The sequence below is a fragment of the Streptomyces sp. NPDC044921 genome, from assembly GCF_056432865.1.
In genome coordinates this window covers 45,765-70,880 of the sequence record NZ_JBWKIF010000031.1, presented here as the reverse complement: position 1 = coordinate 70,880, position 25,116 = coordinate 45,765, and the positions used below count along the sequence as shown (strand labels likewise).

Sequence of the window (25,116 nt, the reverse complement as noted above, 5' to 3'; positions counted from 1 at the left end):
GACGACAGCACCAGGCCCGCACCAGCCACTACAAACGACGCGGACACAGCCCCTGACCTGGCCATCAGTCACGGCAAGCACCGTTGCAGTACTAGTGCTTGGGAACCATCCTGCTCCACGGTGCACCCCGCTACAGTCAGCCAGATGCAGATGGACCAAACTTCGCAACTGCGAGTGGAGTTGACGAGGTGGCTGACTCAGGTACGCGAGGCCAGCGCACTGGGAACACACGAGTCGGACTGGCGGCCCCTCGCCGGCCTCCCGGCCTGGCCATGCGTGAGGAACTGTGTGTCCGCGCTGGCCCCGCCGGAAAGGCGCGACGACTTGTATGCCGCGGACGGTAGCCTGCGGGATGAAACTCTGCTGTACCTGAGCGGGCTGAGCCGAGTGGCCCACGCCGTCGGCCACGGTGCGGACATCGACGATGATCAGGTGGCGGCGCGCTTCTCTACTTTTTGCACTGCGCCCCGGCCGGCCTCTGAAGACTGGCTGTTCCTTGATGGCCAGGCCCCGGCCGGCACAGACATCCCGCTCGGTGAGTACACCCTCCGCACCCTCCGGCGTGACGAACTGCGACACCTGCGCCCGCCGCTGCACTCTATTACCGGCTCTGTTGAGGAAGCGCCCGCTGCCGAGAGCGTTCTGGACGGGGCGCTCGTCCTCCAACGCACGGTCAATGAAAGGGCGTTGGTCAATGGCTACCGCTTCCCTCTGATGGGGATGCACACCCGGCCCGAACTGCTGCACTGGCGACCGCTGCTGACCTTGCTGTTGTGGAGCAGCAACATGCTCCGTATGAACGCCTGGTTCATCGTCGAACGAGAACGCCGAGCAGACCTCCACGCTGGCACCGTGCCCGTGGTCCCCGACATCCACGTCGACGACACGGGTAGGGAGATTGAGTACGAGAGGCGTGACACCGGCCTGTGGCGGGTGACCAAGATGGACCTGCCACGGTTGAACGCATTCGCAACAGCCGTGGACGGGCTGATCAGCACGGTGCTGGCGGGTGCTGACCAGAAGAGCAAGAGGGCCAAGATGCGTGCCAGGCGTCTGCAACGAGCGAGCGAGCACCTGGTCCGTGCCGCACACCGGACCTACGGCAACGACTTCGTCTGGGAGGACGATGCCGATGAGGTCACACTGCACTATGTAATCGCCTTGGAGGCGCTCCTGGCGGATGAGGAACAAGCCGATCTCAGCCGCAAGGTGAAACAGCGCGCCGCGGCTCTGTGGATGACCGACAGCCACAGGCTCGCGGTCGCTCAGGTTGTGGGCAGGGCCTATGGGCGCCGCTCGAAGTACGCCCACGGTGACGACACTGGCGACGCCGACACAAAGGAATTGCACCAGTTGCGGCGCGTAGCCCACAGCACGCTGCTGCGCTGGCTGGTCACAACCGTGTCGACGGGGCCGGATCTCCCGCTGGAACTCGACAAGACCCTGCTGTCCGACGAGCTACGAACAAGCACGGTCACGGCCCCGTTGAGGTCGTTCTACGAGGCAACACCGCCGGTGCGACTGCCTGCGGATTTGCTGTCTTCCTGACGCTAGGAGGTCGGATCTGGCCTGGGCGATTCCCAGTCGGCTCCAGACGCATCCGGGCTGGTGCTCATACCGCCAGTCGCGACCTGACTGAAGTCTCGCCGCGACTGGCTGAGAGTAAGGCACATGTGCGGAAGGTGCCCGCCACACCTCCGCGCCGCCGCGTTTGCAGGCCATTTGTCGTGGTGGTGTGCTGGTGTGCCCGGCCTGTGTGTGACCGAGCACCGGTGGGCCCAGCAGGGGAGATCAGAAGATGTATTCCTCCATCAGGTCGGCTAGGTGCACGATTGCCGGCCAGGTGGTCGCGATGGTCGTGTGGGCGTGGAGGCGTCGCTGAGCATGGACGTACATGGCCCAGTCGGCCGGGTTGTCGCCGTCCTGGAGGAAAGCGGGCACGATCTCCAGCGAGTTGGGATTGGAGCAGGTCCAGGTGCGGTTGGCGGTCTGGGCCGGGTCGAGCTTGGTGAGGGTGAGGGGGGTCTGGTTCTGGTCGGAGCGTGGGTTAATGCCCCAAAAGGCGCGTTCCCCGACTTCGACCAGGCCGGAGAATCGTCCATGTCGGGTCACAGAGATCAGTTCGTCGGTGTCGTCGCCGGCGCTGACCATCTCCTGGGTGATGCCGAAGGCTCTGGGTACCGCAGAGCGGTCGCTGCGCTCGCGTAGCCGGATGATGCGCAGGCCCGGTTGGTCGCCAGGCTTGCGGCGGACTGGGTCCGCGTTGGGGGCTGTGATGTCGATGCCCGGCAGTACGAGCTGGTCGAAGGTGATGCGGCCGTCCTGTAGCCAGGGCCAGATGTTCTTGTCGCTCGTCCGGGCGCGGCGTACGAGCAGCAGGCGGTCGGCGGTGGAGTCCAGCGACAGCGCGTTGGTGAAGAAGTCGGCGAGGGCCGCGCGTGCGGTACGGGGTACGCGTCCGCGTCCGGCCGCGAGGGCTTCCGGCAGTGCGGTCAGCGGCATGGGGTGCTCGGCGGGGCTGCCGGCCGTCGTCATGAGCTGTGCCGTGGGTTCCTCGTGGGTGTGCTGTCGGATGAGCATCGGCACGAGCATCCGCTCGCCGGCCGGGGCAAGCCATACGGTGATCAGCTCGAAGGGGCCTTCGACGCCGGGTGGGGCGGGGAGTTTGGGCAGATGGCCCGCCTGGCGGAGGGCGTCCCGGAGAGCGGAAGTGGCGCGCTCGATGTCGGTCGTGGAGAAGTCGGTGCCGGGGAAGCGCTTGGCGAGGGTTGCTTTGCTGGGATTGGGGTTTGCTGGCGGGATGGGGCGCAGTCCCTGGACGTTGCGGCGGAGGCTTGGGAGCACCTTCTTGAAGAGGGGCTTGGGGTCGCGTTGGCGTGTGCGGGTGAAGTAGGCCGCGCCTTCCATCTCCACGATGCAGGCGATGGGATGGGCAAGGCGAGGGAATGCACGGGTGATTCGTTTGGTGCGTTCGGCCTCGCTGGCTTCGTAGGCGGCCCGCCGGGCTGCTGGGTCCGACTCGGTGGAGCGCGGCAGGCCGGCGGTGAGGTCTTGCGGGTCGCGGCGGTGGAGGGTGAGGTTGATCGGCCCGGTGAAGCTGGTGCGATCCGCTGTTGCGGTGGCGGGGGCCAGGTCGAGTTTGCTGGCGGCGGTCTGCAGGCATTGCCAGGTGCGGTCAGAGGACGCCCAGACTTCGATCTCGTACGTGGGGGATTCGGGCAGCTGCATCGGCAGGCGCGTCTTCGCACGGGTCCGCGCCTTGGGCGTGGGCGTCAGCGGGACCAGGCACTTGTTCTCCAGCTGTCGGGCGACCTGAGTGAGGACCTCCATATGGTCGCGGGGCTGGTAGCCGTGGCCGACGGGGTGCTCGTGGGTGGCACGAGTCGGCGGGGTGCCGTCCTGGTCCGGATGGCGGTAGGTCATGCCAGTGCTGTGGACGAGGTGGGCAGCGAAGGGCTGAGCAGCGGCGTTGCCCGGAGCGTTGCGCAGCTCATCGAGGCTGGGTGGCTCGTGGTGGGTGAGGCGGGCGAGGATGCTGGCGACGCCCGGCTGCCAGGTCCAGGAGCTGTCCTGTCCGCGCCGACGGATGGTGACGGAGCTCTGCAGGAGCATGGGACGTTCGCGGCGGTGGATGAAGCCTTCCTTGGCGGAGAGCAGGACGCTGGCGGTGGGGTCTCCGTTTCCGCGGCGGGGGATGTAGTCGACGGCGTTCGTCGCGAAGCGGGTCATACCCAGGTCGACGTGGAGGTGGACTTCGGGGACGCCGGGGACGGTTTCCAGGTGGAAGGTGAGGACGTCCACGCTGGCGCCGGCCGCGCCGTCTTCATCGATGAGGAGCTCGGGTTGGCCGAGGTGCAGGGTGCGGCGGCCGTCGGCTTGGGTGGGGCCGAGGCGGAGATCACGGTGGTGGCCCAGGAGCCGGAGTTCGGTGGTGGTGAGGTGTTCGGCGACGAGGCTGGGCAGGAGTTCGAAGACGTGCGGTGGAGGGTCGGCGGTGCCGTTGGAGTGGAGGCCGTGCTGGGCCAGGTCGAGGTCTTCTGGGATCCATTCGAACTGGCCGGCGCCTTCAAGACGGCCGTACCAGTCGGTGTCCGGCACGTCGGGCGCGACGTGAGCGGAGGCCCATGCCGACAGCGCGATCAGCAGCAGGTCCGGGTCGATCTCGGTACGCGCGCGGAGCCAGGCCGGATGGCGTGGATCCCAGTGCACGGAGGTGATGTCCGGGTCGATAAGGGTGAGCAGGTCCCTCAGTGACTTGGTCGGCAGGTGGTCGGGTCCGTTGCGCGTTCGGCGGCCCGGGCGGGCTTCCCAGGCTGCTTGGAGAAGGCTGAGCATCCCCGGTGGGCAGGTCGCGCGGTAGCCCGTGACGGGCCAGCTGGCCCCGGGGGCGAAGGTGAGTACGGTGGCCTGGGTGGCGCGGTAGGCAGGCATCAGCGGTGACCCCAGTCGATGTTGTCGAGGAGATGGGAGGCCAGGCCCCAGCAGGCGTGGGCGAGTGCGTGGTCTAGGCGTTCTGCCGCGCTGGCGGTCGGGCCTGGATCGGTGAGCCAGCCGTGTAGGAGTTGCTGGGCGGCGACGATCACGCTCGTGCGCGGAGTATCGGCGGCGGTTTCGTCGAGCGTGGCGGTGCGGGGCGCGAAGGCGGCGTCGCAGAGGTACACCAGTACGGGTTCGTTACCGCGGATGCCGCGGCCGATCGTCTGGTGGAGCGGGACGAGGAAGTTGCCGACGAACGCCGCGTGTTCGACCGGGTCGGTGAGGCGGGAGAACAGCACCGGTTCTCCGACTCGCTGCTGCCAACGGCGGCGCTCGACGTAACGGAGTTTGCGCGCGAGGTCGACGGGATCGATCAAGGGGTCGGCCAGTTCAATAGGGTCGCGGAGGCGGCGCATCGCCTCTCGGCTGAGCAGGGAAAGTGGGAAGGTGGCGTCGTCGGCGGGCGGGTGGATGCGGGCCAGGTAGAACACAGCGCCGAGGGCGGCGAAGCGGCGGGCGTTGAGGATGTTGTGGCCGCGTTGGACGGCTCCTTCGGCAGCAACCAGGATGTCGGCGCCGGACGCGGCAAACGTGGGCAGGCGGCGCCTTGGGATGCTGTGCCGGGTGGGCGGGTCGTCGTCGCGAATGACGTGCAGGGCCGTGTACGGCGTTTTGTGGTTGATGTAGTCGGCGACGGTCTGGGCGTCGCGAGTGCTCTGCACGGTGAACAGGACTTGCTGACGGTCGGGGGCCAAACGCAGACGGGCTTGCTGGAGCAGGGACTCGCGCGCACCGGGGGCTGGGTTGCAGATCCAGTCGGCGGCCGTGCACAGGGCGTGGGTGTGGAGGGCGGGGTTGCCGCCGGTGCCCGAGGTGAAGACGGGACGACCGTCGGGGTAGCGCGGCGGCCGGAAGAACATCTTGCTCTGCTTCAGCGCAGCCCTGGCCTTTTCCGGCTCTCGTAGTACCAGGTTCGGGGCGACGTCCAGGTGGAAGCGGGGCGAGGCGGGCATCCAGCTGGTGGCGGAGGCAAGGACGACATGTGGCCCCTCGATGCCCTCGGCCGTCAGGAGATCATGGAGGTGGTAGAGCAGCCAGCGGCCAACCCCGCGGAGCCACAGGATGCTGAACGATCCGCTGTCACCACCGGGGTTGGGCTGCCACTGAAGCGCCATCAGGTTCCCGGCAGCCTGTTCGGGCACGAACGGCATCAGGTCACGCGGCGGCTGTCGGCTCCAGAAGTCCTCCCCGTCGCCGATCGGGGAGGAGCTGATGGCGGGCAGCCGTTGGGCGACTTCGAAGAAGGACGTAGTGATCCGCGCGGCCCACACCCCGGCCTGCAGCAGTTGTGCCCACTCCGCCAGCGTGTCTCGGACATCCGCCTCGTCGATGGCGGGCTGGTGGGTGGTGATCCACGCCTCCGCGGCCTCCTGGGCCGAGACACGAGTGTCATGGGCTGCCGTCATCGCCTCGATCAGCTCCGCCCAGTTCGCCGCAGGAGCCTGGAACGGAGCGGAGAGCAGCGAGGCGAAGTTCTCTTCGAAATACTCGTCGGAGGCTTTTTCCAGTTCCGCCTTGTCCGTGAAGTCGGTTCGTTCACCAAGGCCGTGAAGGCTGCGGGCCAGGCGCCGCAGGAGGCTGTACCCGGTGAACGGTCCCTCGGCGATGACAGCTCGCAGGGCATCCGCATCCGGTGCGATGACCAGCCGGTACAGCTCGGTCAGGGCCTGATCGTGCCGACGGAAGTGCTTGTCGCTGGCCGTTACCTCCGGGTCGAGGAGGTCGAGGAACCAGGAGTGCTCAAGCCGCTGTCCGATTCGGTCCCCCACCCGGTGACTCCAGCCCCTGCCGGGCTGGGAAAGGATCTCGTGCAGTAGGAACCGGTCGTCGAACTGCTGCTGCACGGTGTCGGCTTCGTCCACGAGCAAGACGGACAGGTGGTGCTGGGCCGCTTCAGCGACGCGGACTTCGATCTGGGACTGCGGCATCCGCGTTGAGGCCAGTCCCGCTGCGGTCGTCACCCACACCTGTGCATCGGCAACCATGCGTGCCGCCGTATGCGACGGACACTGGGACAGAAGAGGGCAGTCCCGACGCCCGCTCTCGCCGGCCACGGTGAGCCGGCCTGTGCAGGGTCGCTCCTCACGTGGCAGCGGGGCCCGGTTGGCCCTACTGGTCAGCCGCAGCTCCTCCAAGTAGCACTGGTCGTCGGCGAACGCCGCGGCAGGGTCCAGACCCGTGGGGAAGGTCTTCTCGCCATCGTGGAGGAGCGAGCGCCAGAACCGGTCCTTGTGGACGCCTTCCCGGGTGCGTCCGAAGATGGGCACAGCCGCGATGCCCAGGGCTTGCAGGAAACTGACCTTGGCGAACACGTCGCTGCCGGAGGCAAGGACGAACCCGACCTTGCCGCCGCGGTGGGCGACGATGAAGGCGATCAGGTCCAGCAAGGTGGATTTACCACTGTTCATCAGGCCGACCACATGCCACAAGCGGTCGATGGTCATCCGCCACCGCTGGTCGCGGAGATGACCTTCGATCTGGTCGGCCAGCAGGGCTTCCATCTGTTCGAACCGTTTGACGAAGTCCCGGCTTTCGATCTCCGGATGGGCTTCCAGGATCTTGTCGATCTGTTCGGCAGCCCACCGGAAGTCCTCTCGTGTGAGGGCGATGGGCTCCTGGGCCCGGGGGGCCGCTGCGGGCAGCACTGCTGGAGCGGGCGCCGGGATAAGCGTCTCGGGGACGCGGATCTGTTCCCTGCTGCCGTCGGCCCGCTCGAAGAAGCACACCGAACCAGGCGGTGCCGGTCGGTACGGGGAGGTCGTCTGGTAGGGGGCGATCTTCTGCAGCGTCTGACGGTAGAGGTCATGTCGGCCCGCGGCGTACGGGGTGGACCGGTGTGTGAATACGGTCGACAACTCCGGCTTGTGGCCGGGCATGTCACAGGGTTCAAAGCCGCGTACCTGGGCCGGGACCTTCACGTACTGATCGAGCTTCTCTCGCATGGTCCCGGTCTTGGCGAGCGGGCCCATCAGCTCCCGCAGAGTCCGGATCTGCGGGCCCAGGTCCTCATCCAGGCGCATGTATCCGGACAGCACCGGCCACAGCGCGCCGATGCCCCGGCCGGGCAGATGGTCGTCCAGGAAGGACAGACCTACCTCAAGGGCGCAGACTTCCCAGGGCCTGAGGGGGCCGAGGAGGGGGCGCACACTGTCGTCCGCCAATTCCTTGATCAGGGACTTGCTCCAGGCACGGGTGTCCCTCATCGCGTTCCTCCTGCCCGGCGCGCACGGACGGTGACCTGCCGCAAGAACGTCTTCTCGTCGAGGACCTCGACGCCGGTAACTCGGCCCTGCAGCTCGCGCTCGAGATCCGCGCAGTAGCCGGGAGTTCTGAGGCGGTGCATGGGGATGACGATGATGTGCCTCCGCGCCGGCACGCGGGGATCGCAGCGAAATCCTCGGGCGAGCAGGGCTGGGCTTGAGCAGTCCTTGGCGTCGACGGCCCAGCACTCCGCCTCTGCACCTGGCTCCTTGGCCTTGAACGTCACTGCCATATCCCACGCGTCCAGGCACGGCCAGTCTTCGACGCACAGGCATTCGTGGGCGATTTCTCTCACCTGGTCCAGCAGCCGGCCCTCCAGAAGTCCCGGGTCGTGGAAGAACTGGCGGGTTGCCCGGTGCTGTGTCCAATAGCCACCCAGACACGCCACTTCGTAGCGCTCTGCCACCCCCGTGCAGCCAGGAGTCCCACAACCAAGCGCCCTGTCATCCAATGGATTACGGCAGTCGGCACAGCGCCGCAGGCGAACCTTCCCCGGCGCCTGGACCGGGTGGTGAACGTAGGCGATGCGGACGAATTTCGCGAGGAACGAGTCATGGTCGGAGTCCGCTGCCGGTAGTTCCCGTGCCAGCGTCTGGACCTCGCGGTCGCTGAGCACCGGATGGTCGATCAGCAAGCGCCGCAGCCGACGGTAGACCTGCTGGACTGCACCGTCGTCCCCACCGTTCATCCGTGCACACAGCATCAGGGCGGCGAAGACCTGATTCTGAACGAGTTCCGCCTCGACGTCAGCGTGCTGGACCAGGTCTGCCGCCTGCTCGGCGAATTCGGACAGGGAATCGCCCTCCAGCAGCACCGCTTCCAGATCGACTTCGGCTAGGGACAGCGGTACAGGCCACGATCCCAGCGGGCGACGGCACCAGTCGAACAGCTCCAAGTCGTTGCCAGGTCCATCCAACCTCAGTGCCTGCGCCTTCCACCACAGGCGACCCCGTGCATCACGCCAGGCACGCGGCAACGGCCCCGACCCGTCCGTGCCAGTAGCTTGAAGGCCGGCCCGCTGCCGTTCGAGGCGGATTTTCGCCAAGGCGGCACACAGCAGCTCCACTAGCAGGTAATCGTCCTGAGCGGTCCGCGGGTCTCTGTCGTCACCGGGGCTAGCGTCACGCGACGCAGGGACCGCAGCAGCCCCGTGGTCGTCATCTGGGGAGTTACCGTCAACCGATCGCCGCTGCGTATGGCCGTAGGAGGAGGCAGCGTCCTGAGTAACACTCATAGTCGATCGGTATACCGGAACCCACCGACAACGCACGCCTTTCATGTGAACAAGCGTTCAGTTACTCGACCATGAATTCGAATCAATGCGTGGTGCTGCGATAATCTCGTGGCGCCGCTACTACACGCCAGAAATCGAGAGGGAGCGGCTCTCCGCTATGCGGATGGTCATCAAGCCGGTTGCCGCAAGACTTGATGCCCTTGCTCTCGTCCGTGGCTTGACCGGGGATATTGGCGAAGAGATCCCGCTGGTGTTGTGCCAAGCCGGTCGGTGACTGGCCCCGCCTACGCGATGGTGCCGGGAGCAACCGCCTTGAGGCGGTTGCTCCCGGCACCATGGAGTTGATCAGATCCCGGTGGTGAGGCGCTCCAGTATTTCTGCTGCGCACTGCTCGGCGTTGCGGACGATCTGCCCGCCCCAGTAGGACAGAACCGTCCATCCATCGGCACGCATGGCGTCCCGCTTGGCCTTGTCCGATGCCTGTCGCTCCGGGGTGTGGTGGTGCTTCCAGCCGTCGCAGAAGACGGCGACTTTCTGGTCGGGCCAGGCGAAGTCGGCCACCGTGACGGGGCGAGGCGTTCCATCAGTGGAGCCACGGTCTCCCCAGTTGTACTGGGCGTGGCCGCGAGGTGCTCCGAGGGCCATCAACGCGATGGCCAGACGCCGCTCAATTGCGGACCGCGGGCGGCCGTGGAAAGCGTCGGTGTAGCCGGGCACCCGACGCCCGTCCACTGCCGGAGCATTGGCGAAGCGACGCAGGAAGTCTGCGGCCACATGACGGTCGAGCAGGTCTTCTTCCAACTGGTTGCCGTAGGAGCGCAGGCAGGCGTAGCAGGAGCGCTCGCACGAACAGCCCTCCAGCACTGGGACTAGGGCGGCGGCCACTTCACCGAAGCGGGCGGCGAGCTGGCGCAGGTAGCCGGCGCCGCCGGGCACGTCTTCGTACAGAACCGCGAGTCGGAAGGTGGCCTCGTCGCTTTCCGGATCGGGTCGAGGCCAGTCGAAGCCCGCGACTTCGTCGTCGCCAGCCTGGAGCATGACGCGGCAGCCAAGATCCAGGGCGGCGCGGATGCTCGCGAGGAACTCCTCGAGCCGGTCCGGGCGGATGTCGAGTGCCTCTAGGTCGGGGAGGACCTGCAGACAGTCGACGCGGCGGTCGACCTGCAGAATGCTGTATTCGAGCCGCTGGTTACTGCAGATCTTGTCGTGGAACTGCTTGCGGTCTCGTTGAGCGCGGGTCGGGGTGGGGCCCGGGATCGCGTCGAACCACAAGCCGCACCCGGTGCAGATGACGAAGCGCTCGCTGGTGGTCTGGGTTCTGGTAATGCGCCCGCGGTTGAGGACGGTCAGATCCGCACCGCGCTCCCACTGCAGTACCAGGCCCTCGCGTTCGAAGAGGTAGGTCTCGGCGGTGTTGGGGGCGCCGAGGTGGTGGGTGACTTCGAAGGGAGATCGGGAACGGTGCTCTTCATCGGCGGAGATCCGCTGTCGGCGTGAGGCGCGCATGGCGCGCATCGGCACGCTGAGCTGAGGGCTCAGGTCGTCGCTGTCGCAGGACAGGCAGTGCGCGCTGGTCGGGGCGTTCACGGTGTCGCAGCGGTTGCACAGGTTGATGTGGTCGAGAGCGCCGATGCCGTCGGAGTTGATCAGGTTGGCGCGGCGGAAGTCGACTTGGTCAACGAGCCACTTGTCGCCGCGGGCGTACACGAGCTGCCCAGGGGCGTAGTCCTTCAGTGCCTGGACGGAGTCCTGGGACAGCTCAGCAGTCTCGCGTTCAAGCGCAAGGCTGGTGGTGTCGGTGGGGAAGGCGTAGGACGGAAGGAAGCCAACGGAGCTGAGGTAGGACAGCACGTACGCGCGGTTGCGGTCGCCGCTGCGCATGGCCTCAAGACTGGCGTTGATGCTGGTGAGTGCGCGGGAGGCTTCCTTGTTTCCCGGCTTGCTGGCGGCCTGCATCCACTCTTCCAGCAGACCCTTTTGGCGGATGCGGTAGGGCTCGACGTGTGCGTTGAGGTCGTCGATCCAGGAGTCGACCACCTCGTATGCCCAGTTTTCGGTGAGCCAGGTCAGATCGCCCTCGGCGAGGCCGAGGCGGAAGGCGGCGAGGATCTGGGTCGCAATGCGGTCGCGTCTTTCGGCGAGGGCGGTCTTGACTTCGTCTATGCCGTGGAGGTTCCCGTCCGTGTCCTCGGTTACCAGGCCCCGCATCCACTGGGGGAGGTTCTGTCCGCACAGCTCCAGTGCCATGGCTCGGGCGTGGCGTTTGAGCACACGCTGGTTGTCCAGCAGGAACGCCGGCGGGCGGATGGCACCGCGGATCATCTCCACCGGCCGCGCATAGTAGTAGCTGTCGTGGGGCATGCCGCCGGCGAAGGTGACGACGAGCGCGACCCGCTCCTCCCGTCGCCCGGCTCGGCCGGCGCGTTGGGCGTAGTTACTCGGACGCGGAGGCACGTTTCGCAGGATGACGGCGAGGAGCTGGCCCAGGTCCACGCCCAGCTCCAGTGTCATGGTGCAGACCAGCAGGTTGAGATCGCCCTCTTTGAACCGCTCCTCAATCTGCTCGCGGTCCTCCAGCGGCACCTGCCCAGAGTGCTCCTCGGCCTTGATGACCAAGGGCGCATCGCTTGCGGCCAGCAACCGCTCGTGGTCATCGGGGTCGCCATGCCACGGTTCCATGCTGCCCTTGCAGTTGAACGTCGCGCACCTGTTCTGCGGCGAAGGACCAGGCTGCACGGCCCGGCAGGCACGGCACCGGTAAGTGGTCTCGCTGGCGGGCTTGATCTCCACAGCCTGGGGCGGAACCTGCCGCAGCACGACCCGCTGTCGGCCGCTGCCCACCTGGGTGCCCTTCAGCAGCTCGTGCTCGGACAGCACGTCGACGGCCTTGCGTACGCCCCGCTCGATCGCATCGGAGCTGGTCACGCTTGGGAAAGCGGTCCGTACCAGACGTCCGGCCGCGCCCTTGGAGCTCATGGCTAGGGGATTGGCACCCGGCACTCTGATGTTGGTCTCGCCGTAGCCAGTGACGGACTGTCCCAACCCCATGGTGGCGCCAGCCTCGACGAGCTCGGCCTCCGTCTTGGCGTCCAGGCGCTTTTGGAGCAGGTCATGGCCGAGCCCACCGCGGGTGCGCACAAGATCTAGCATGCGGGCCAGAAGCCAGCGAGCCGCGGCGGTGTTCGCGCCCAACGTGTCGGTGAGCGGCTTGAGTGCTTCATCGCTCAGCGCTTCCAGGCCCGGATAACCGATCGTGACCAGCCCGAGGCGCTCCAGGGTCGGTGGCCGGCGCTCATCACTGGCGAGTTCCCCGAGTAGATCCCACTCGCACACGCGCAGAGCCCGACGGCGGGCGTCCTTGCCCGCCGGGTCTTCGTAGAGACCGGAGTCCTGGCCGCGCCGGAAGACGTCCTCGACAAGGCTGTTGAAGCTCGCGGGTGGCTCCTCCTTACGGACGCGGTCAGACACACTCTCCACGATCAGGCGGCGCACCTGCACGGCCCGGGATCGGTCGCGCAGGTAGCCTGCCTGGAACGCGGTGTCCTGCCGCGAGTCGGCGAAGATCAGCAGGCGTCGTAGCATTTCGTCATCGCTTTGCGCTGCCAGCCCCGTGTGCAGGCTGAACGCGGCAGCAGTGACCGCGGCGGCAGTACGCGCGGTGAACTCCTGCACAGCGCCATGCGAGCGGAGGTACCCGCACACTGGGCATCGCGTGAGCGGCCGATCGGGCTCTGGCACAGCGACAATGACCTCACGGGTCGCGGCTCCGCACCCGAGGCACGTCGCACCGTTGGCGTCCTTGCCGCAGCTCGTGCACCGGCGCGCCGGGTACCAGTTCCGGTCACCGGTCTGAGGAACCTGCAAAGGTTCATCGGCCGTCAGACGGCGGGCCACATAGCGAGCGACCGGACCGTCGGGGTCATCCCGCTCCAGGTCGTAGTCCTGACCACAGCCCAGGCACACCCCCAAGGGCGTTGTGACCTTGGCGCCACAGCCGTCGTGGCTGCACGTTGTTGCACCGTCCAGCAACAGATGCTCGGATTCCCCGGCACAGCGCACCGGAGTGGGCAGGCTCCGCAGGAACAGGTGGACCTTGGCTTCTAGGACAGGCGGGCCTTCCGGGGTGTGGGTGTCCGCCCCGAGCAGCAGCCAGCCAGCTACTTCGTCTTCTAGTGCTGCCCGGTCTGCGCCCTGCCGCTGCGGCAGACTCGCGAGAAGATCCATCAGCTCATCAACCGTGCTGGGCTCGGACAGGTGCGACCGCAGCAAATCCAGCACCGGACTTGCCTGTGGATCGCCCAGCACGGCCCGCAGCCGTGACGTGTTACCGCCGTCGGCGAGGGCCTGGCGAAGCTGGTCGCGGTCCGGTGCCGGGCCGATCAGGTCCACATCCGGCTCGGGCTGGGGCACGGCCGTCTCTTCAATGATGCTGTCCACATCGAACGGGGCGGCGAACAAGCTGCTCGCGAACTCGGCGGTGCGCTGCAGGTCGACGGCGTGGTCGCCTCCCGCGCTCACCGTCGCGGACAGGCCAACACAGATCAACCCCTCATCGGCGACATGACCGCGAAGCCGCCGCACAAGGCCGGCGATCTCGGTGCCAAGCGCGCCCTGGTAGGTGTGGATCTCGTCCAAGATCAGATGGCGCAGCACGCCGTTCCGGAAGAGCTCCCGATCCTCCCGGCGCGTCAGGATGTACTCCAGCATGGAGTAGTTGGTAAGCAGGATGTCCGGGGGCATCTCCTGCATACGAGTCCGGTCGTGCGTAGGCGTCGCGCCCGTGTAGACCCCGTAGGTCAGACCCAGCGCCTCGCAGGCCGCCTTGATCCGGTCCTCCTGGTCGTTGACCAGGGCATTCATCGGGTACAGCGCAATCGCCTTCACCCCGGGACGGTGCCTGTTCTCGTAGGCATGCGCGATAACTGGGATGAGAAAGGACTCCGTCTTACCCGAACCGGTACCGGTGGCCACCAACGTGTTCAGGCCCTGTCGGATCCGGGTCACCGCAGTCACCTGATGCGTGAAGAGTCGCTCGACCCGAGGGAAGGCGGTCGTGACCTCAGGCGGCAAGCCGATGCTCGCCGCGAGGTCGGACAACGTAGCATCCAACTGGAAGCGCGGCTGGACAGACAGGTACGGGCCGCGCCACAGCAACGCCTCGTCATCCACCAGCCGCTCCAGGCGGGACCGCAGCCCAGAGTCGGCGATGGGATAGGTGGTCCAGGTGAACCGCCGGTAGTCCTCACGCAACCGATCAGCCAGCTCCAGCGGATTCATCTCTTGCCCCTCCTGCACCCGTTGTTGATCACCAGTCGAACCGCGGGCGCTCCCGAACAGGGAGAGCCCGCCTACGACTTGGATTGAGCGTAGTGCCGAGTACTGACAACGCGTGCCGCGCGGGCGGTCAAGATCAGCCAGCCAGGCGCGCGAAGTGCTCGCGGACGAGGGCCTTGTACTCCTCGCTGGGCCGTACCGGACTGCCATCGGAGTCTGCGCTCTGCCGGAAGTCAGCCAGGATCAGCTCCAGCTGCGACGCAGACAGCCCGTAGAGGTGGGCGACTCGGGCGTCGAGCTCAGCTCGTAGAGCTTTTTCCTCTTCCTTCGTTAGGCCGCCGCAATCGACACCCAGGGCTTCGGCCAACTCATTGAATTCGGCGGTACGGCATGTGAGGCGGCCAGAGAGCCGTACGACTTCTGCACCCGGCCCCTCGTCAAGGGGCACATCCGGCACGGGCAGCGTCGAGATGATGGCCTTGCTGACGGTGGTCGATACCTTCCTCCGCGCAATGAAGTCCACTGTCAAACTATTGAGAAGGGCAGCCGCGAAGACCATAGCTTCCGAGCTGAGCACCGTGCGATAGCCATTAGCGGCATGATCGAAGACGGACCGATAGAAGAAATGCATCTCGGTGACCGCCGTTTCCGGAGGCACGATGGCAGCAATTAGGGTTCGCTCATCATTGGAACGAGCCTTTTTTCTCAAGCACAGCCTGTAAGAGTCGGCAGGGACTTCCAGTGTTTCCCGTCGGGGTCCGGTAGTCCTGAGGAAGAGTTCTCCGCGTGAGCGAGTCAAGGATCGAACGTCCTTCTTCTTCGCGCGCTTTCTTGCCCGTCCTACGAGTGCGGACTCGCCGATTCCCTCCTTGAGTCGATTGACGGGCTCCGCGAAATCATGAACGTATTGATGAATATCCTTGCCGTCCCGCATGGGAATTCCGGTACCGCTCGGGGAGAAAGCGGAACGGTCGTCGGAAATGTTGAACTCACGCCCCCATTCGATCTGCCACCTGCCAATCGGCATGGCGTCCAAGAAGAGAGGACGATCCTTGTAAATCGACTCCATCAACTGAAGCAGGCCGGGGTCTCGGGCATCCGGCACTGCAAGTGATTCGGGGTCAAGGGCCTCAAGTGTCGCTCGTGAGATGGGAAGGCTGCGACGCTCCAGGTCCAAGAGGTGTTCCAACTCCGACACGTTCGAGGTGAACGGAAGGGGATCCGTGTGACCGCCACGGCCCGCGACGAGGAGGATGAACTGCTCTCTCCGGTCGATCGGGAAGATGCCGTTGGTGTTGTCGCACAGGACGAATCTGTCGATGTCAAAGTGGTCCAACAGTTCACGGCGGTGGTCAGCCGTGGACACGTCCGAGGCGACTCCGGAGTCAATTACCAAGCCGATGCGCCCAGACGGGGACAGCAAGGAGATTTCCCGCTCAAGGAAGGTGCGGTAATAATTGAATGCGATACCATGAGAATATAGCATTCGATACAAGCCGGACGACTTGATGAATGCCTTAATTCCGTCAAGTCTCGCGTTCTCGGATTCCCTGGCTTGTCGAATTTCCGGCCGATCGTCCAGTTCTTGCTGGCGGGCGGTGCGCTCGGTTGCCTTTTTCAGCAGCGCATAAGACGGGTCGAACTGGCCATAGAACTCGGCTGCCTTGAATGCGATGCCTTCCCACGGGGGGTTTCCGATTATGGCGTCGAAGCCTGCATTCGGGCGCCGCTCTCCGTTCGTGTCGAAGAACACCTCGGGAAACTCGATCTCCCAGTGGAACGGGCGGATCTTTGTGCGAACCTGTTTTGGTAGGGCTGCCAAGTGGCGCTGAAGGGGATCTCCGCGCTTGATGGCGTCATGCGCGGCGAGCCACAGTCCACTATTCCCTTTGAGTTCGTCCGAGAAGAAGAAGGGGGCCACCCACCAGTCGCCGAGCGCCTGTAGCCTCGTGAAGTCGTCACCTTCAAGAAGCCGCTCGAAACGCTTCTCCTTCGCTCGTACCTGGAGGCGGTCTTCTGAGGGGCTAGACGCTAGCGCTTGACGCACGCGCACGACCGAGGCGAGATCGGGTTCCTCCACTGTGAACAGCGCATCTTGCAAGTCACTCGCTGTGGCAGAGGCGCGTTGAGCGCGCCCTCCTTGCGCTGGCACAGGGACGCCTGACCAGCTCCCGATCTCGGCCCCGACGACTGCATTACCGCAGCGGAGGTGCGCATCGAGGAAGGATAGGGGCTTTCCTGCTGCCGCTGTGGTGAGCCAGAGGGATACCTTGGCAAGCTCGACCGCCATCGGGTTGAGGTCGACGCCGTAGATGCAGCGTTCGACGATAAGGCGGCGATAGGTGGCGCGCTCAGCGTCGTCCAACTTGTGGTCGAGTAGTTCGCCTTCTCGGGCAAGGGCTTCACCGTAAGCCTCGGTCAACTGGTGCACGGCCGGGACGAGGAAGGCACCCGATCCCATGGCGGGGTCACAGATCTGCAGGTTGAGAATGTCTTCGGGAGCGGCGTCCTGGATCAGGGGCCGGAGGGTCTCGCCAACGACGAAGTGAGCCAGCGGACGAGCCGTGTAGTAGGAGCCAGAGCCCTTGCGCTGACCGCTGGCTTCGAAGAGGTAGAAGGTGCCAGGGCCGTAGGTTTCTAGGATCTCGGCGCCCGCGGGCAGCTGCTCGGCGTCGAGTACCTGCACGATGGCCGACTGTCCTCGTCCAATGCGGGCAAGAGCCTTGGGGGAGTCGGCGATCTGAGGCTCGAATGAGAGCAGCCCTTCGTAAATGCTCCCCAGCTGTTCGACGCCAAGCTCGCGGTAGTTGACTACTCGTCGTCCCATGGCTGTTTTGCTCGTGGGGCGTTCGGCCTCGGTCCAAGAGAGGGCGTCGATCGCGTCTCGGACGAAGATGTCGCCGACGGTCATGGCCGGGTCGTCGAGCAGCGGGCACTTGGCTGGGTCGAAGAGGCCCCCGTTGAAGCCGGTGATCTGGAGCTCGCCAGCGTCGATGCCGTCACGAAGCAGGGACCACGACGCTTGGAGAGAGTTCCACAGAAGACCGCCATCGGGTGCCCAACCGGTGTCGGTGAGGATCTCCCGCCGGAGGCCGCGCAGGGAGTAGCCCCGGTCGTATGAGGGGGTGCCGACGGGAAGGAGGCCCCGGTCCTCTGCGTAGGCTACGAACAGCAGCCGGTACGCGATCTTGAGGGCGTCGGCGAAGAGGTCGCGTGGCTCGGGGACGGGCTGCTGGTGTTGCCGCCAGTGGTGGAGAGCGCCGTTGGCGATGGCGCTGATGGCGGTGCGCACGCCGCCGGAAAGATTTTCACTAACGGCGGTGGCGGTGTCGGAGCTGGCGTCCTCCACCCGCTTCCACAGGATTTCGCCGGTGGAGTCGGCGACGAAGGCTTCGGGTCGCAACAGGGCCCACAGAACACGCCATTCGTGGTCATCACCGAGTTCAGCTAGGCCGACGAGATCCACTGAGAGGTAGCTGGCTTCCCCGCCGAGTCCGGGATCGCGTCTGATCACACGCAGTTCGCTCCCGTTACTGAGCAGGACGGCGGGTAGCCGGTGCTCGCGTGCGCACACTTCGGCCTGACGCTGGGGCCGCAGCTTGCCTGCGCGGCGGCCTGTGGGTGAGGCGTCCAGGTGCTGCCCGGGCGGGGTGATCAGCACGGAGACAAGATCGGTAGAACCGGGTTGGCCATCGGAAGCACTGGCGCGGCCGGGGACGGGTTCATCTATGGTCGGGAGGCTGCCGGCAAAGCTCCAACCGAAGCACGATAGCCAGGTGAGCATGCGCTTGCGGGTGTCCCCCGTAGTGCTGGTCTCGTCGATATCGGCGACCAGGCGCCGCAGCTCACGCTTGGCGTGACGGATGCCATCTGCCGCGTCGTCGGCTCCGACCCGGTCGTGTTGTTCGCGCAGGAAGAGCGCCGGGTCTGAAAGGTAGTACGTGGACAGAGTGGTGCCAGCGACGGTGATATTCAGCATGCCGGCACCTCCACGCACACGATGCACCCGACTGCTTCACTGGGGGTGACATCGGCGACCTGGTAGCCGCGGCTGAGAGTCTTGCGGCGTCGGCCAAACTCGTCGTCGACGGCGGCTCGGGCTTCTTCGAGGGTGTGGAAGGCACCGTGTCCGGTGTCAGCGAAGAGGCCGAACTGGACACTGTCACCCGCGCTCGTGGCGAAGCGTCTTTCGGCCTCGGCGAGTTCTGCCGCGTGCCAGCGGTCAAGGTCGGCGTGTAGGCGTTGAGATTGGGCGCTCAATTGTTCTCGCATGACTTCGGCGCGGACGGCGATTCGACGAGAGGCTTCTTGCTGCCCGAGGAGGGCGGCGGTGTCGAAACCAGGAGCCAGTTCCTGACGGGCCTTGTCGATGATGTCGAGGCTGCCCGAGGGCGCGGGGCGCTGGCGCAGGCGGCGCAGGTCTGCGGTCGGGTCCTGGCTGGGCGCGGCGGGTGTGCCATCGGCATTGCGAGGGACGAAGACGGGTACCAGCGGCTCTTCCAGGACACGGCCGTCGTCGGAGGTGATTCGGGCGACGTAGGTGAACAGCCACCCGGCATGGCCCACAGCCACGGGTCGCACGGCGACGCGGTTGGCGGCGCGCTCGTCATAAAGGCGGGTGCGGACGCGCTGCAGGACTGCCCGTACCAGGGGGTGGGCTGGCGTGAGGAAGGCAATTCCGTGGTGCTCAGGCTCAAGGGCGACGGAGCGGCTGAAGGTGGCCTGAAATGCCTCTTGAGGGACGAGCGGATACTGCTTGAGGAGAGGTCCAGGCTCGATGGTCACGATGTCACCGTTGCCCGAAACAGAGCCGCCGCACTGCCTCACCACGGAGGCCACCAGTTGCCGGAACTCGTCGAAGTCCGGTAGGAGCCAGCGGGCCTGTTCGAGGGCGGCCGTGGTCTCGCCCTCGACCTGCTTCTCGTTCTTCATGCTTTGCATAAGCACGAGGGCACCGCTGCGCTCAAGGTAGTCACGGACCTGCTGGACTGCCCGTTCCAGGCGTTGTTCCAGTTCTTCAGCGTCGATGTCTTCCAGGAGACCATCGATCACGTCGCTTCGGCCGGCGACGCCCAGGACGTCGCTGCTGGAGCCGAGCTGCTTGGTGATGGTGGAAAGCTTGTCACGTAGCCGCTGAAGGATTTCCTCGTCACGAGTCTCGGCCAGATAGAGGTAGCTGATCTCGACGACGTGCGGCTGGCCATAGCGGTCGACGCGGCCGTTGCGCTGTTCCAACCGGTTTGGGTTCCATGGCAGTTCGTAGTGAACCACAACGTGGCAGGCGTCCTGCAGGTTGAGCCCTTCGCCAGCGGCATCGGTGGCCAGCAGGATTGCTCCGGGCATGGCGGAAAACTTCTCCAGCACTTCGCGACGCTTTGCCAGCGGGATGGAGCCGTCGATCCGCAGCAACGGCCCGTGGCCCAGGTTTTTCTCCAGGTAGTCCAGTGTGTCGCGGTACTCGGTGAAGAGGATGACCCTCTCCCCCCGCCGCCCGGCGCGGAAGCCCTCCAGCCAGCCCTGTAGGCGGGTGAGCTTGCTGTCATCGCCGGGGCTGAGAGCCTCGACCATGTCCAGGAGCCTGCCGACCAGGCGCTGCTCCTCGCGCAGATGATCCTCTGGGAGATGAGCGGCCACGCCCTCCAGTGCCAGTTCCTCGGCGGCCCGCAGGTCTGCTTCCGGAAGTGCGGTGTCCCCGCGGTATTGCTGCAGTACGTCCATGCGCTGCCGACCGACATGATCGACCGGCGTGATGCCGAGACTCTCCGCTCGCCGGCGCAGGCTCTGCAGGAGCGCGTAGGGGCTGGACAGGGCGCGCTTGCGCAGCACCTCCAGGGCGAATGCCTGCACGTAATAGGAGTCCGTGCCGCGCAGGGCGTGCAGCGTGCGCTTGCTGTGCCCGCGCAGCCGCTGGTGGATCTCCTTCTCTCGGCTGGTTGGGCGGACCTCGATGGGCTGCGGTGGAAGGCGTCGGCTGATGGGCTGTGGCGGTTCGCCGCGGGTGACGTCGTCCTTGAGTCGACGCACGATGTAGGGCTGGACCAATTCTGGATCCAGCCGCCCGTCATCGGCGGCCAGGTGCGGAGACAGGAGCTGGAGCAGGCTGGCGAAAGACTCCTGGTACCCGTTATGCGGCGTGGCCGACAGCAGGACCAGCTCTCGGCTGTGGTCGGCCAGTGCGCGGGCCAGTCGGCTGCGGTCGGTGGCGCTGGAGCGCCCCTCTCCCGCGTATGCACGGGCGACGTGATGGGCCTCGTCGATGATCACCACGTCGAACGGGGGCGCGGCATGAATGGCCCCGACGTTGTTCTTCAGGTAGTCGATCGATGACACCGCGTACGGGATGGCGGTCCATGGACTGACCGTGGTCGGATTGTCCCGGCGGACCTCCAGCCACTTCTTGCTATCGACCTTGGCGAAGTCGAGGTTGAAGCGGAAACGCATCTCCTCGACCCACTGGTCTTGGAGTCCTGCCGGGCAGGCGATCAGTACGCGGTCCGCGCGGCCACGGCGGGCCAGCTCCATCAGCAAGAGGCCGGCCTCGATGGTCTTGCCCAGACCGACATCATCCGCCACCAGCAGGCGTACGCGCGGCTGACGCATGCCGACGAGGACGGGCACCAGCTGGTAGGGCTCCACATCGATCCGGCCGTGCTCGACCGCCAGAAGGTCTCCGCGGCCGTGGGCCATAGTGAGGGCCAGCGCGTCATGCAGTTCGTTAAGCAGGACGGCGTTACCTGGCTCGAAGCGTAGCTTGGTCGGCGCCTCCAGGCTGATTGTCGGTTCCCTACTGGCAAGCACCGTCAGATGGCGTGGCCCGGGGCGCTCATCGGCCCGGCGTAGATCAAGGAATGTCTCGCTGCCTGCGCCGCGGACAGCCTCGACCTCCCACACGCGATCTCGGAGCCGTACCCGCATCCCGCGCTCGTACATGACTGACGTGTCTCCCTACCTGCTGATGAGCAGGTAGAAGGCTACCTGGACCTACATCGCAGGGAGACAGATCAGGTAATCAGGTCTCGCGGGGTAGCGCGGCATCATAGTCCCACCCCACAGTGCGGTTCCGGGCCTGGCGAAAGATAGGGGATCTGTGCAGGACGTCCGCGACTGTTGTTGAGGTGGCAGAGTGGCTGCAGCGGCAGAGTGCTGAATGTGGATGAGATATGGAGCAAGGGGCCTAGAACACGCCTGCTCCGTCCACTGAGCTACGGGTCCTGACCTGCGAAGACGGAGTATCTCAGATGCTTGCGAATGTCGCAGCTGGGACGTATGTGGGTTTCCAGCTTCCCGGGACGGTGGGACGCCGGGGGCCCGGACGTAGCGTCTTACACCATCTTCACAGGCCCAGAGCCCCTCGCGGAAACAATCCCGAGCCTGCCTGGCGTTGAGGATCACCGACCCTAGGAGGCGGAGGTGTCGGGCCTGAAGCTGTTCCACACGACGACGAGCGGCGCGACCGAGGTCGCGCCGCGTCTTGCTGAGACCGAGGCAGATGTGCAGGGTCTGGTCGAGACACACATGGAGACGCTTCTGGGCGTCCGGTTTCTGGCGAGCGAGTACAGCACTGGACCTTTCCATGGGGGCAGGATTGATTCGCTCGGCCTGGATGAGAACGGATCACCCGTCGTTGTGGAGTACAAGCGCGGTGTTGACGCCGGCGTCATCAACCAGGGGCTGTTTTACCTGAGCTGGCTCGTGGACCACCGGGCGGAGTTCGAGCACCTGGTCCGCGACCGGCTCGGGGCCACGGCCGCGGCCCAGGTGCTGTGGAGCAGTCCGAGGCTGATCTGCGTCGCCGGGGACTTCACCCGCTACGACGTGCACGCCGTGCGCGAGCACCGGCGCAGCATCGACCTGGTCCGCTACCGACTCTTCGGCAGGGACCTGCTCGGCCTTGAGACCGTGGCCTCCGTCAGCGGCAGGTCGCCGGCTGTGCGACGGGTGCGCAGGCGGTCGACCGTACTGGCAGTGAAGGGCGGCCCGAGCACGGCGCTGGACGAGCTGGCGCAGGCGCTGGATGAGACACTGCTCGGTCTCGGGGATGGCGTGAACTGCGTTCAGCGTAAGACGTACCGGGCGTATCAGCGTCTGCGGAACTTTGCCTGCGCCTGCCCGCCGCAGAAGACCAAGCTCCTTGTCTACCTCAAGGTCGATCCGAAGGAGGTCGATTTGGTACCCGGCTTCACCCGGGACGTGACGGGGCTCGGTCATCACGGGACGGGTGACCTTGAGGTGCAGCTGCGCACGCTTCGGGACCTTGATCGAGCGCTAGACCTGTTCCGTGCCAGCTACGCAGCTGCCTGATGGGCTCACAGGTAGCGCCGACGAGGGGGTTCCTTCTGCCGACGGCCGCACCGGTTGGGTCCGGCCGCCGGAAAGGTTCGGTCAGCGTGCGATGCGGCTGGTCGGTGGGGCTGTGGTGGGCGGCGGGCCAGCGCGGGGCGCCGTCCTGGCCGTGCGGCGCGGGGACCAGGTTGTTGGCGTGGACGTGGTGGCGTGGTGCCACCGGGCGCGAATGGCGGTCATTTCGGCGAGGGCGCGGCGGCTGCCGACGACGAGTTGGTAGGGGGTGTTGGCCGGGTCGTCGGTGAACGCCACGATGCGGCGGCCGACGTGGTGGGCCGTGGTAATCACAGACCGGTGCAGTATGCGCTCGCCCAGGTAGAGCGCGGACACGTCCGGTTCGGCAAGGAAGGTGAGCAGGTGCCGAGGGTCGTCCGCGGCGCTCAGGGCACCGCGCTGCTGGGCCTCCCATATGACGGTAACGGGGTCGACTGGCACGTCGCGGCGTACAAGTGCGGTGAGGCACTGCCAGAGCGCTGCGTGCAGGGGGTGGGTGAAGTCCTCGGGGGTCAGCCAGCGCATCTGCTCGACTTCGGCCGGGCGTGCCGTGCACGTGGCCAGCAGCAGCCGCTCCTCCTGGGCGGCTTCGCCGCCGTCGTGCAGGGGCGCCGGCGGTGGTGCGGGAGTGCGCGGCAGGGGCCCGGAGTGCGCTGGGAAGGCGGCGGCGATGTCGTCCACGACGGATGCGAGGGTGTCGGCCTCGGCCAGTGCGGCCGGCACGGGATGCGGGAGCGAGGCTTCCCGTGCCGTGTGCACCAGGCGGTCGGCGGCCTTGCGCAGGCGGCGGCGGGCGGATTCGGCCGCGATGATCCGGGCGTACGCGGGGGTGTGCCGGGGGTTGGGACATGCGCTGATGAGTCCGTGCAGGTGTGCGGCGGTCAGTCCGCGTGCCTGCTTGCGGGCAGTGGTGAGCACTTTGCCGAGCCAGACGATGTGCTCGGTGCGCTCGGCCAGGCCAGAGGGTGATTGCGCACGCAGTGCGGCGAACGCGGCGGCGTAGTCGGTGTTGTCGGCCAGGGCGGGGGCGGGCACGGCGCAGATCGCTGCGAACACCGCGGCGTGCGCCGCGGTGGAGAACGCTTCTGGGCTGATCCCAGTTACGTCAGCGAGGTGCTGCGGGTCGGACAGGAGGGCGCCAAGTAGAGCCTGCTCGGCGTAGTACACCGGCGGCCACGACGTGATGGTGGCGAGGTCGTCCTCGTCAGGTTGTGGGGTGCGGGGCATCAGGCGGCCAGAGTGAAGTCGTCGGTGTTGAGCGGGACGTTGAGGTGCGGAGCGAGAAGGTGGGCGGCCAGCCGGGGAGGGACGGCGTTGCCGATCTGGGAGAACTGCTGGCCCTTGTTGCCCTGCCAGGGGTAGTCGGCCGGGAAGGACTGCAGGATCCCCGCCTCCCGGGCGGTGATCCGGATCGGCTCCGGCATCGCCAGGTTCTGCCCTTCAGGGACGTGCAGGGGTACGGGAGCGGCGGGTTCGGCGACCCAGGTGCATTCGTTCGCGCGGTGCCCGAAGAAGAGTGTCCCGGCCGGCTCGTCTGCCCGTCGCACGGTGGCGTTGGCCTGGTTGTTGCTCCGCAAGGACCATGCCCAGCGGTTGGCTTCCGCAGGGCACGGCTGCATTTCGCGGTCGACCAGCTGGTCGGTGCGCCTGCCGTGTCTGGCGGCCCCGCCCGGGTGTGGGGTCCAGGTGCCGCGAGTGCGGGCGTCGGTGAGGGTCTTGCGGGCCCCAGAGGGGAAGGGTTCGGGGCCGCCTCCTGGTCCGCCCCCGGCGCACACGGTGGGCACCGGGCCGTCGGTACGGCCCCAGCCCAGGGCTTGAGCCATCGACACCCACCGTGCGCGGCCGGGACCGAACAACGATTCGGGCTCGGCGACCTGGGCGTGTGTGGGCGGCGGCGGCTCGGCGGTACGGACGCGGGAGGCGAGGAGGATCGCACGACGGCGGGTCTGGGGGACGCCGTAGTCGGCAGCGTTCAGGATCCCGGTCCACACGGAGAAGCCCCAGGTACGCAGCACCGCGGCGTACTGCTTCCACAGAGGCAGGACGTCGGGGACCTCTTCCATGGCCACCCACTCCGGCTCGCCCACTGCATTTAGGGCGTGCAGGTAGCGCATGGGCTCGGCCGCGAGCAGGGAGCGGGCGTCGGCGCACGCGGCGAGCAGCTGCTCGCGGGTGTCGCGGCCGGCGGCGAGGTCGGTGACGGCCTGGTGGACGAGGGGCTGGTCGACTAGGCCGAGGCGTTTGCCGGCCATCGACCACGCCTGGCACGGCGGGGAGGCGATCAGCCCGAGCACGCGGCCGGCGAAGATCCATACCGGATAGCGGGCGACATCGGTCTGGATGGTCAACTGCCCGGCTCGGGCTCGCGTTTTGCAGGCCCAGGTGTCCCATTCCAGGCCGATGTCGCGGGCCCCGAGGACGGAGAGGGCGTGGCTCCACCCGCCGGGGCCGGCGAACAGGTCGAGGATGATCCG

10 protein-coding genes are annotated in these 25,116 nt (G+C 66.6%); 2 read left to right on the top strand and 8 right to left on the bottom strand.

The genetic code is table 11. The features are described from left to right. The first annotated feature begins 288 nt into the window (after window positions 1-288). Window positions 289-1,548 (top strand): hypothetical protein, encoded by a 1,260-nt coding sequence (locus AC07DA_RS33815; protein WP_351348403.1) that lies wholly within the window; start codon window positions 289-291, stop codon window positions 1,546-1,548. A gap of 243 nt (window positions 1,549-1,791) precedes the next feature. Here AC07DA_RS33815 and AC07DA_RS33810 read toward each other — a convergent pair whose 3' ends face one another. The 6 genes from AC07DA_RS33810 to AC07DA_RS33785 all read right to left on the bottom strand — a co-directional run bounded on the left by AC07DA_RS33810 (window position 1,792) and on the right by AC07DA_RS33785 (window position 21,235). After that, window positions 1,792-4,431 (bottom strand): pPIWI_RE module domain-containing protein, encoded by a 2,640-nt coding sequence (locus AC07DA_RS33810; protein ID WP_479132035.1) that lies wholly within the window; start codon window positions 4,429-4,431, stop codon window positions 1,792-1,794. Beyond that, window positions 4,431-7,739, bottom strand: coding sequence for a pPIWI_RE_Z domain-containing protein (locus AC07DA_RS33805; protein WP_479132034.1), 3,309 nt, complete (start codon window positions 7,737-7,739; stop codon window positions 4,431-4,433). Before AC07DA_RS33805 ends, AC07DA_RS33810 begins: the two co-directional genes overlap by 1 nt. Then, window positions 7,736-9,031 carry a restriction endonuclease-related protein gene (locus AC07DA_RS33800; RefSeq protein WP_479132032.1) on the bottom strand — a complete coding sequence of 432 codons (1,296 nt, stop codon included), beginning with the start codon at window positions 9,029-9,031 and terminating at the stop codon, window positions 7,736-7,738. Before AC07DA_RS33800 ends, AC07DA_RS33805 begins: the two co-directional genes overlap by 4 nt. Before the next feature lie 345 nt (window positions 9,032-9,376). Beyond that, entirely contained in the window at window positions 9,377-14,308 is a 4,932-nt protein-coding gene (locus AC07DA_RS33795; RefSeq protein WP_479132031.1) for a DEAD/DEAH box helicase, read from the bottom strand. A gap of 133 nt (window positions 14,309-14,441) precedes the next feature. Beyond that, complete coding sequence (locus AC07DA_RS33790) at window positions 14,442-18,284, bottom strand: Eco57I restriction-modification methylase domain-containing protein (protein ID WP_351348418.1); 3,843 nt, start codon at window positions 18,282-18,284, stop codon at window positions 14,442-14,444. Continuing rightward, window positions 18,278-21,235: a helicase-related protein gene (locus AC07DA_RS33785; protein WP_351348421.1), complete on the bottom strand. Its 2,958-nt coding sequence runs from the start codon at window positions 21,233-21,235 to the stop codon at window positions 18,278-18,280. The genes AC07DA_RS33790 and AC07DA_RS33785 overlap by 7 nt, the downstream gene beginning before the upstream one ends. Before the next feature lie 480 nt (window positions 21,236-21,715). Between AC07DA_RS33785 and AC07DA_RS33780 the strand changes: the two genes are divergently transcribed. Next, window positions 21,716-22,606, top strand: coding sequence for a DUF5655 domain-containing protein (locus AC07DA_RS33780; RefSeq protein WP_351348424.1), 891 nt, complete (start codon window positions 21,716-21,718; stop codon window positions 22,604-22,606). 81 nt (window positions 22,607-22,687) lie between these two features. Here AC07DA_RS33780 and AC07DA_RS33775 read toward each other — a convergent pair whose 3' ends face one another. Continuing rightward, on the bottom strand, window positions 22,688-23,869 hold the full coding sequence (locus AC07DA_RS33775; protein ID WP_351348427.1) for a DnaB-like helicase N-terminal domain-containing protein: 1,182 nt from the start codon (window positions 23,867-23,869) through the stop codon (window positions 22,688-22,690). Continuing rightward, entirely contained in the window at window positions 23,869-25,113 is a 1,245-nt protein-coding gene (locus tag AC07DA_RS33770) for a DNA cytosine methyltransferase (RefSeq protein ID WP_351349555.1), read from the bottom strand. Before AC07DA_RS33770 ends, AC07DA_RS33775 begins: the two co-directional genes overlap by 1 nt. Window positions 25,114-25,116 lie beyond the last annotated feature (3 nt).

Coding starts and splice junctions, on each gene's coding strand:
- AC07DA_RS33775 (WP_351348427.1), bottom strand. CDS start 23,869: ATGCCCCGCACCCCACAACCTGACGAGGACGACCTCGCCACCATCACG.
- AC07DA_RS33795 (WP_479132031.1), bottom strand. CDS start 14,308: ATGAATCCGCTGGAGCTGGCTGATCGGTTGCGTGAGGACTACCGGCGG.
- AC07DA_RS33785 (WP_351348421.1), bottom strand. CDS start 21,235: ATGTACGAGCGCGGGATGCGGGTACGGCTCCGAGATCGCGTGTGGGAG.
- AC07DA_RS33800 (WP_479132032.1), bottom strand. CDS start 9,031: ATGAGTGTTACTCAGGACGCTGCCTCCTCCTACGGCCATACGCAGCGG.
- AC07DA_RS33790 (WP_351348418.1), bottom strand. CDS start 18,284: ATGCTGAATATCACCGTCGCTGGCACCACTCTGTCCACGTACTACCTT.
- AC07DA_RS33810 (WP_479132035.1), bottom strand. CDS start 4,431: ATGCCTGCCTACCGCGCCACCCAGGCCACCGTACTCACCTTCGCCCCC.
- AC07DA_RS33805 (WP_479132034.1), bottom strand. CDS start 7,739: ATGAGGGACACCCGTGCCTGGAGCAAGTCCCTGATCAAGGAATTGGCG.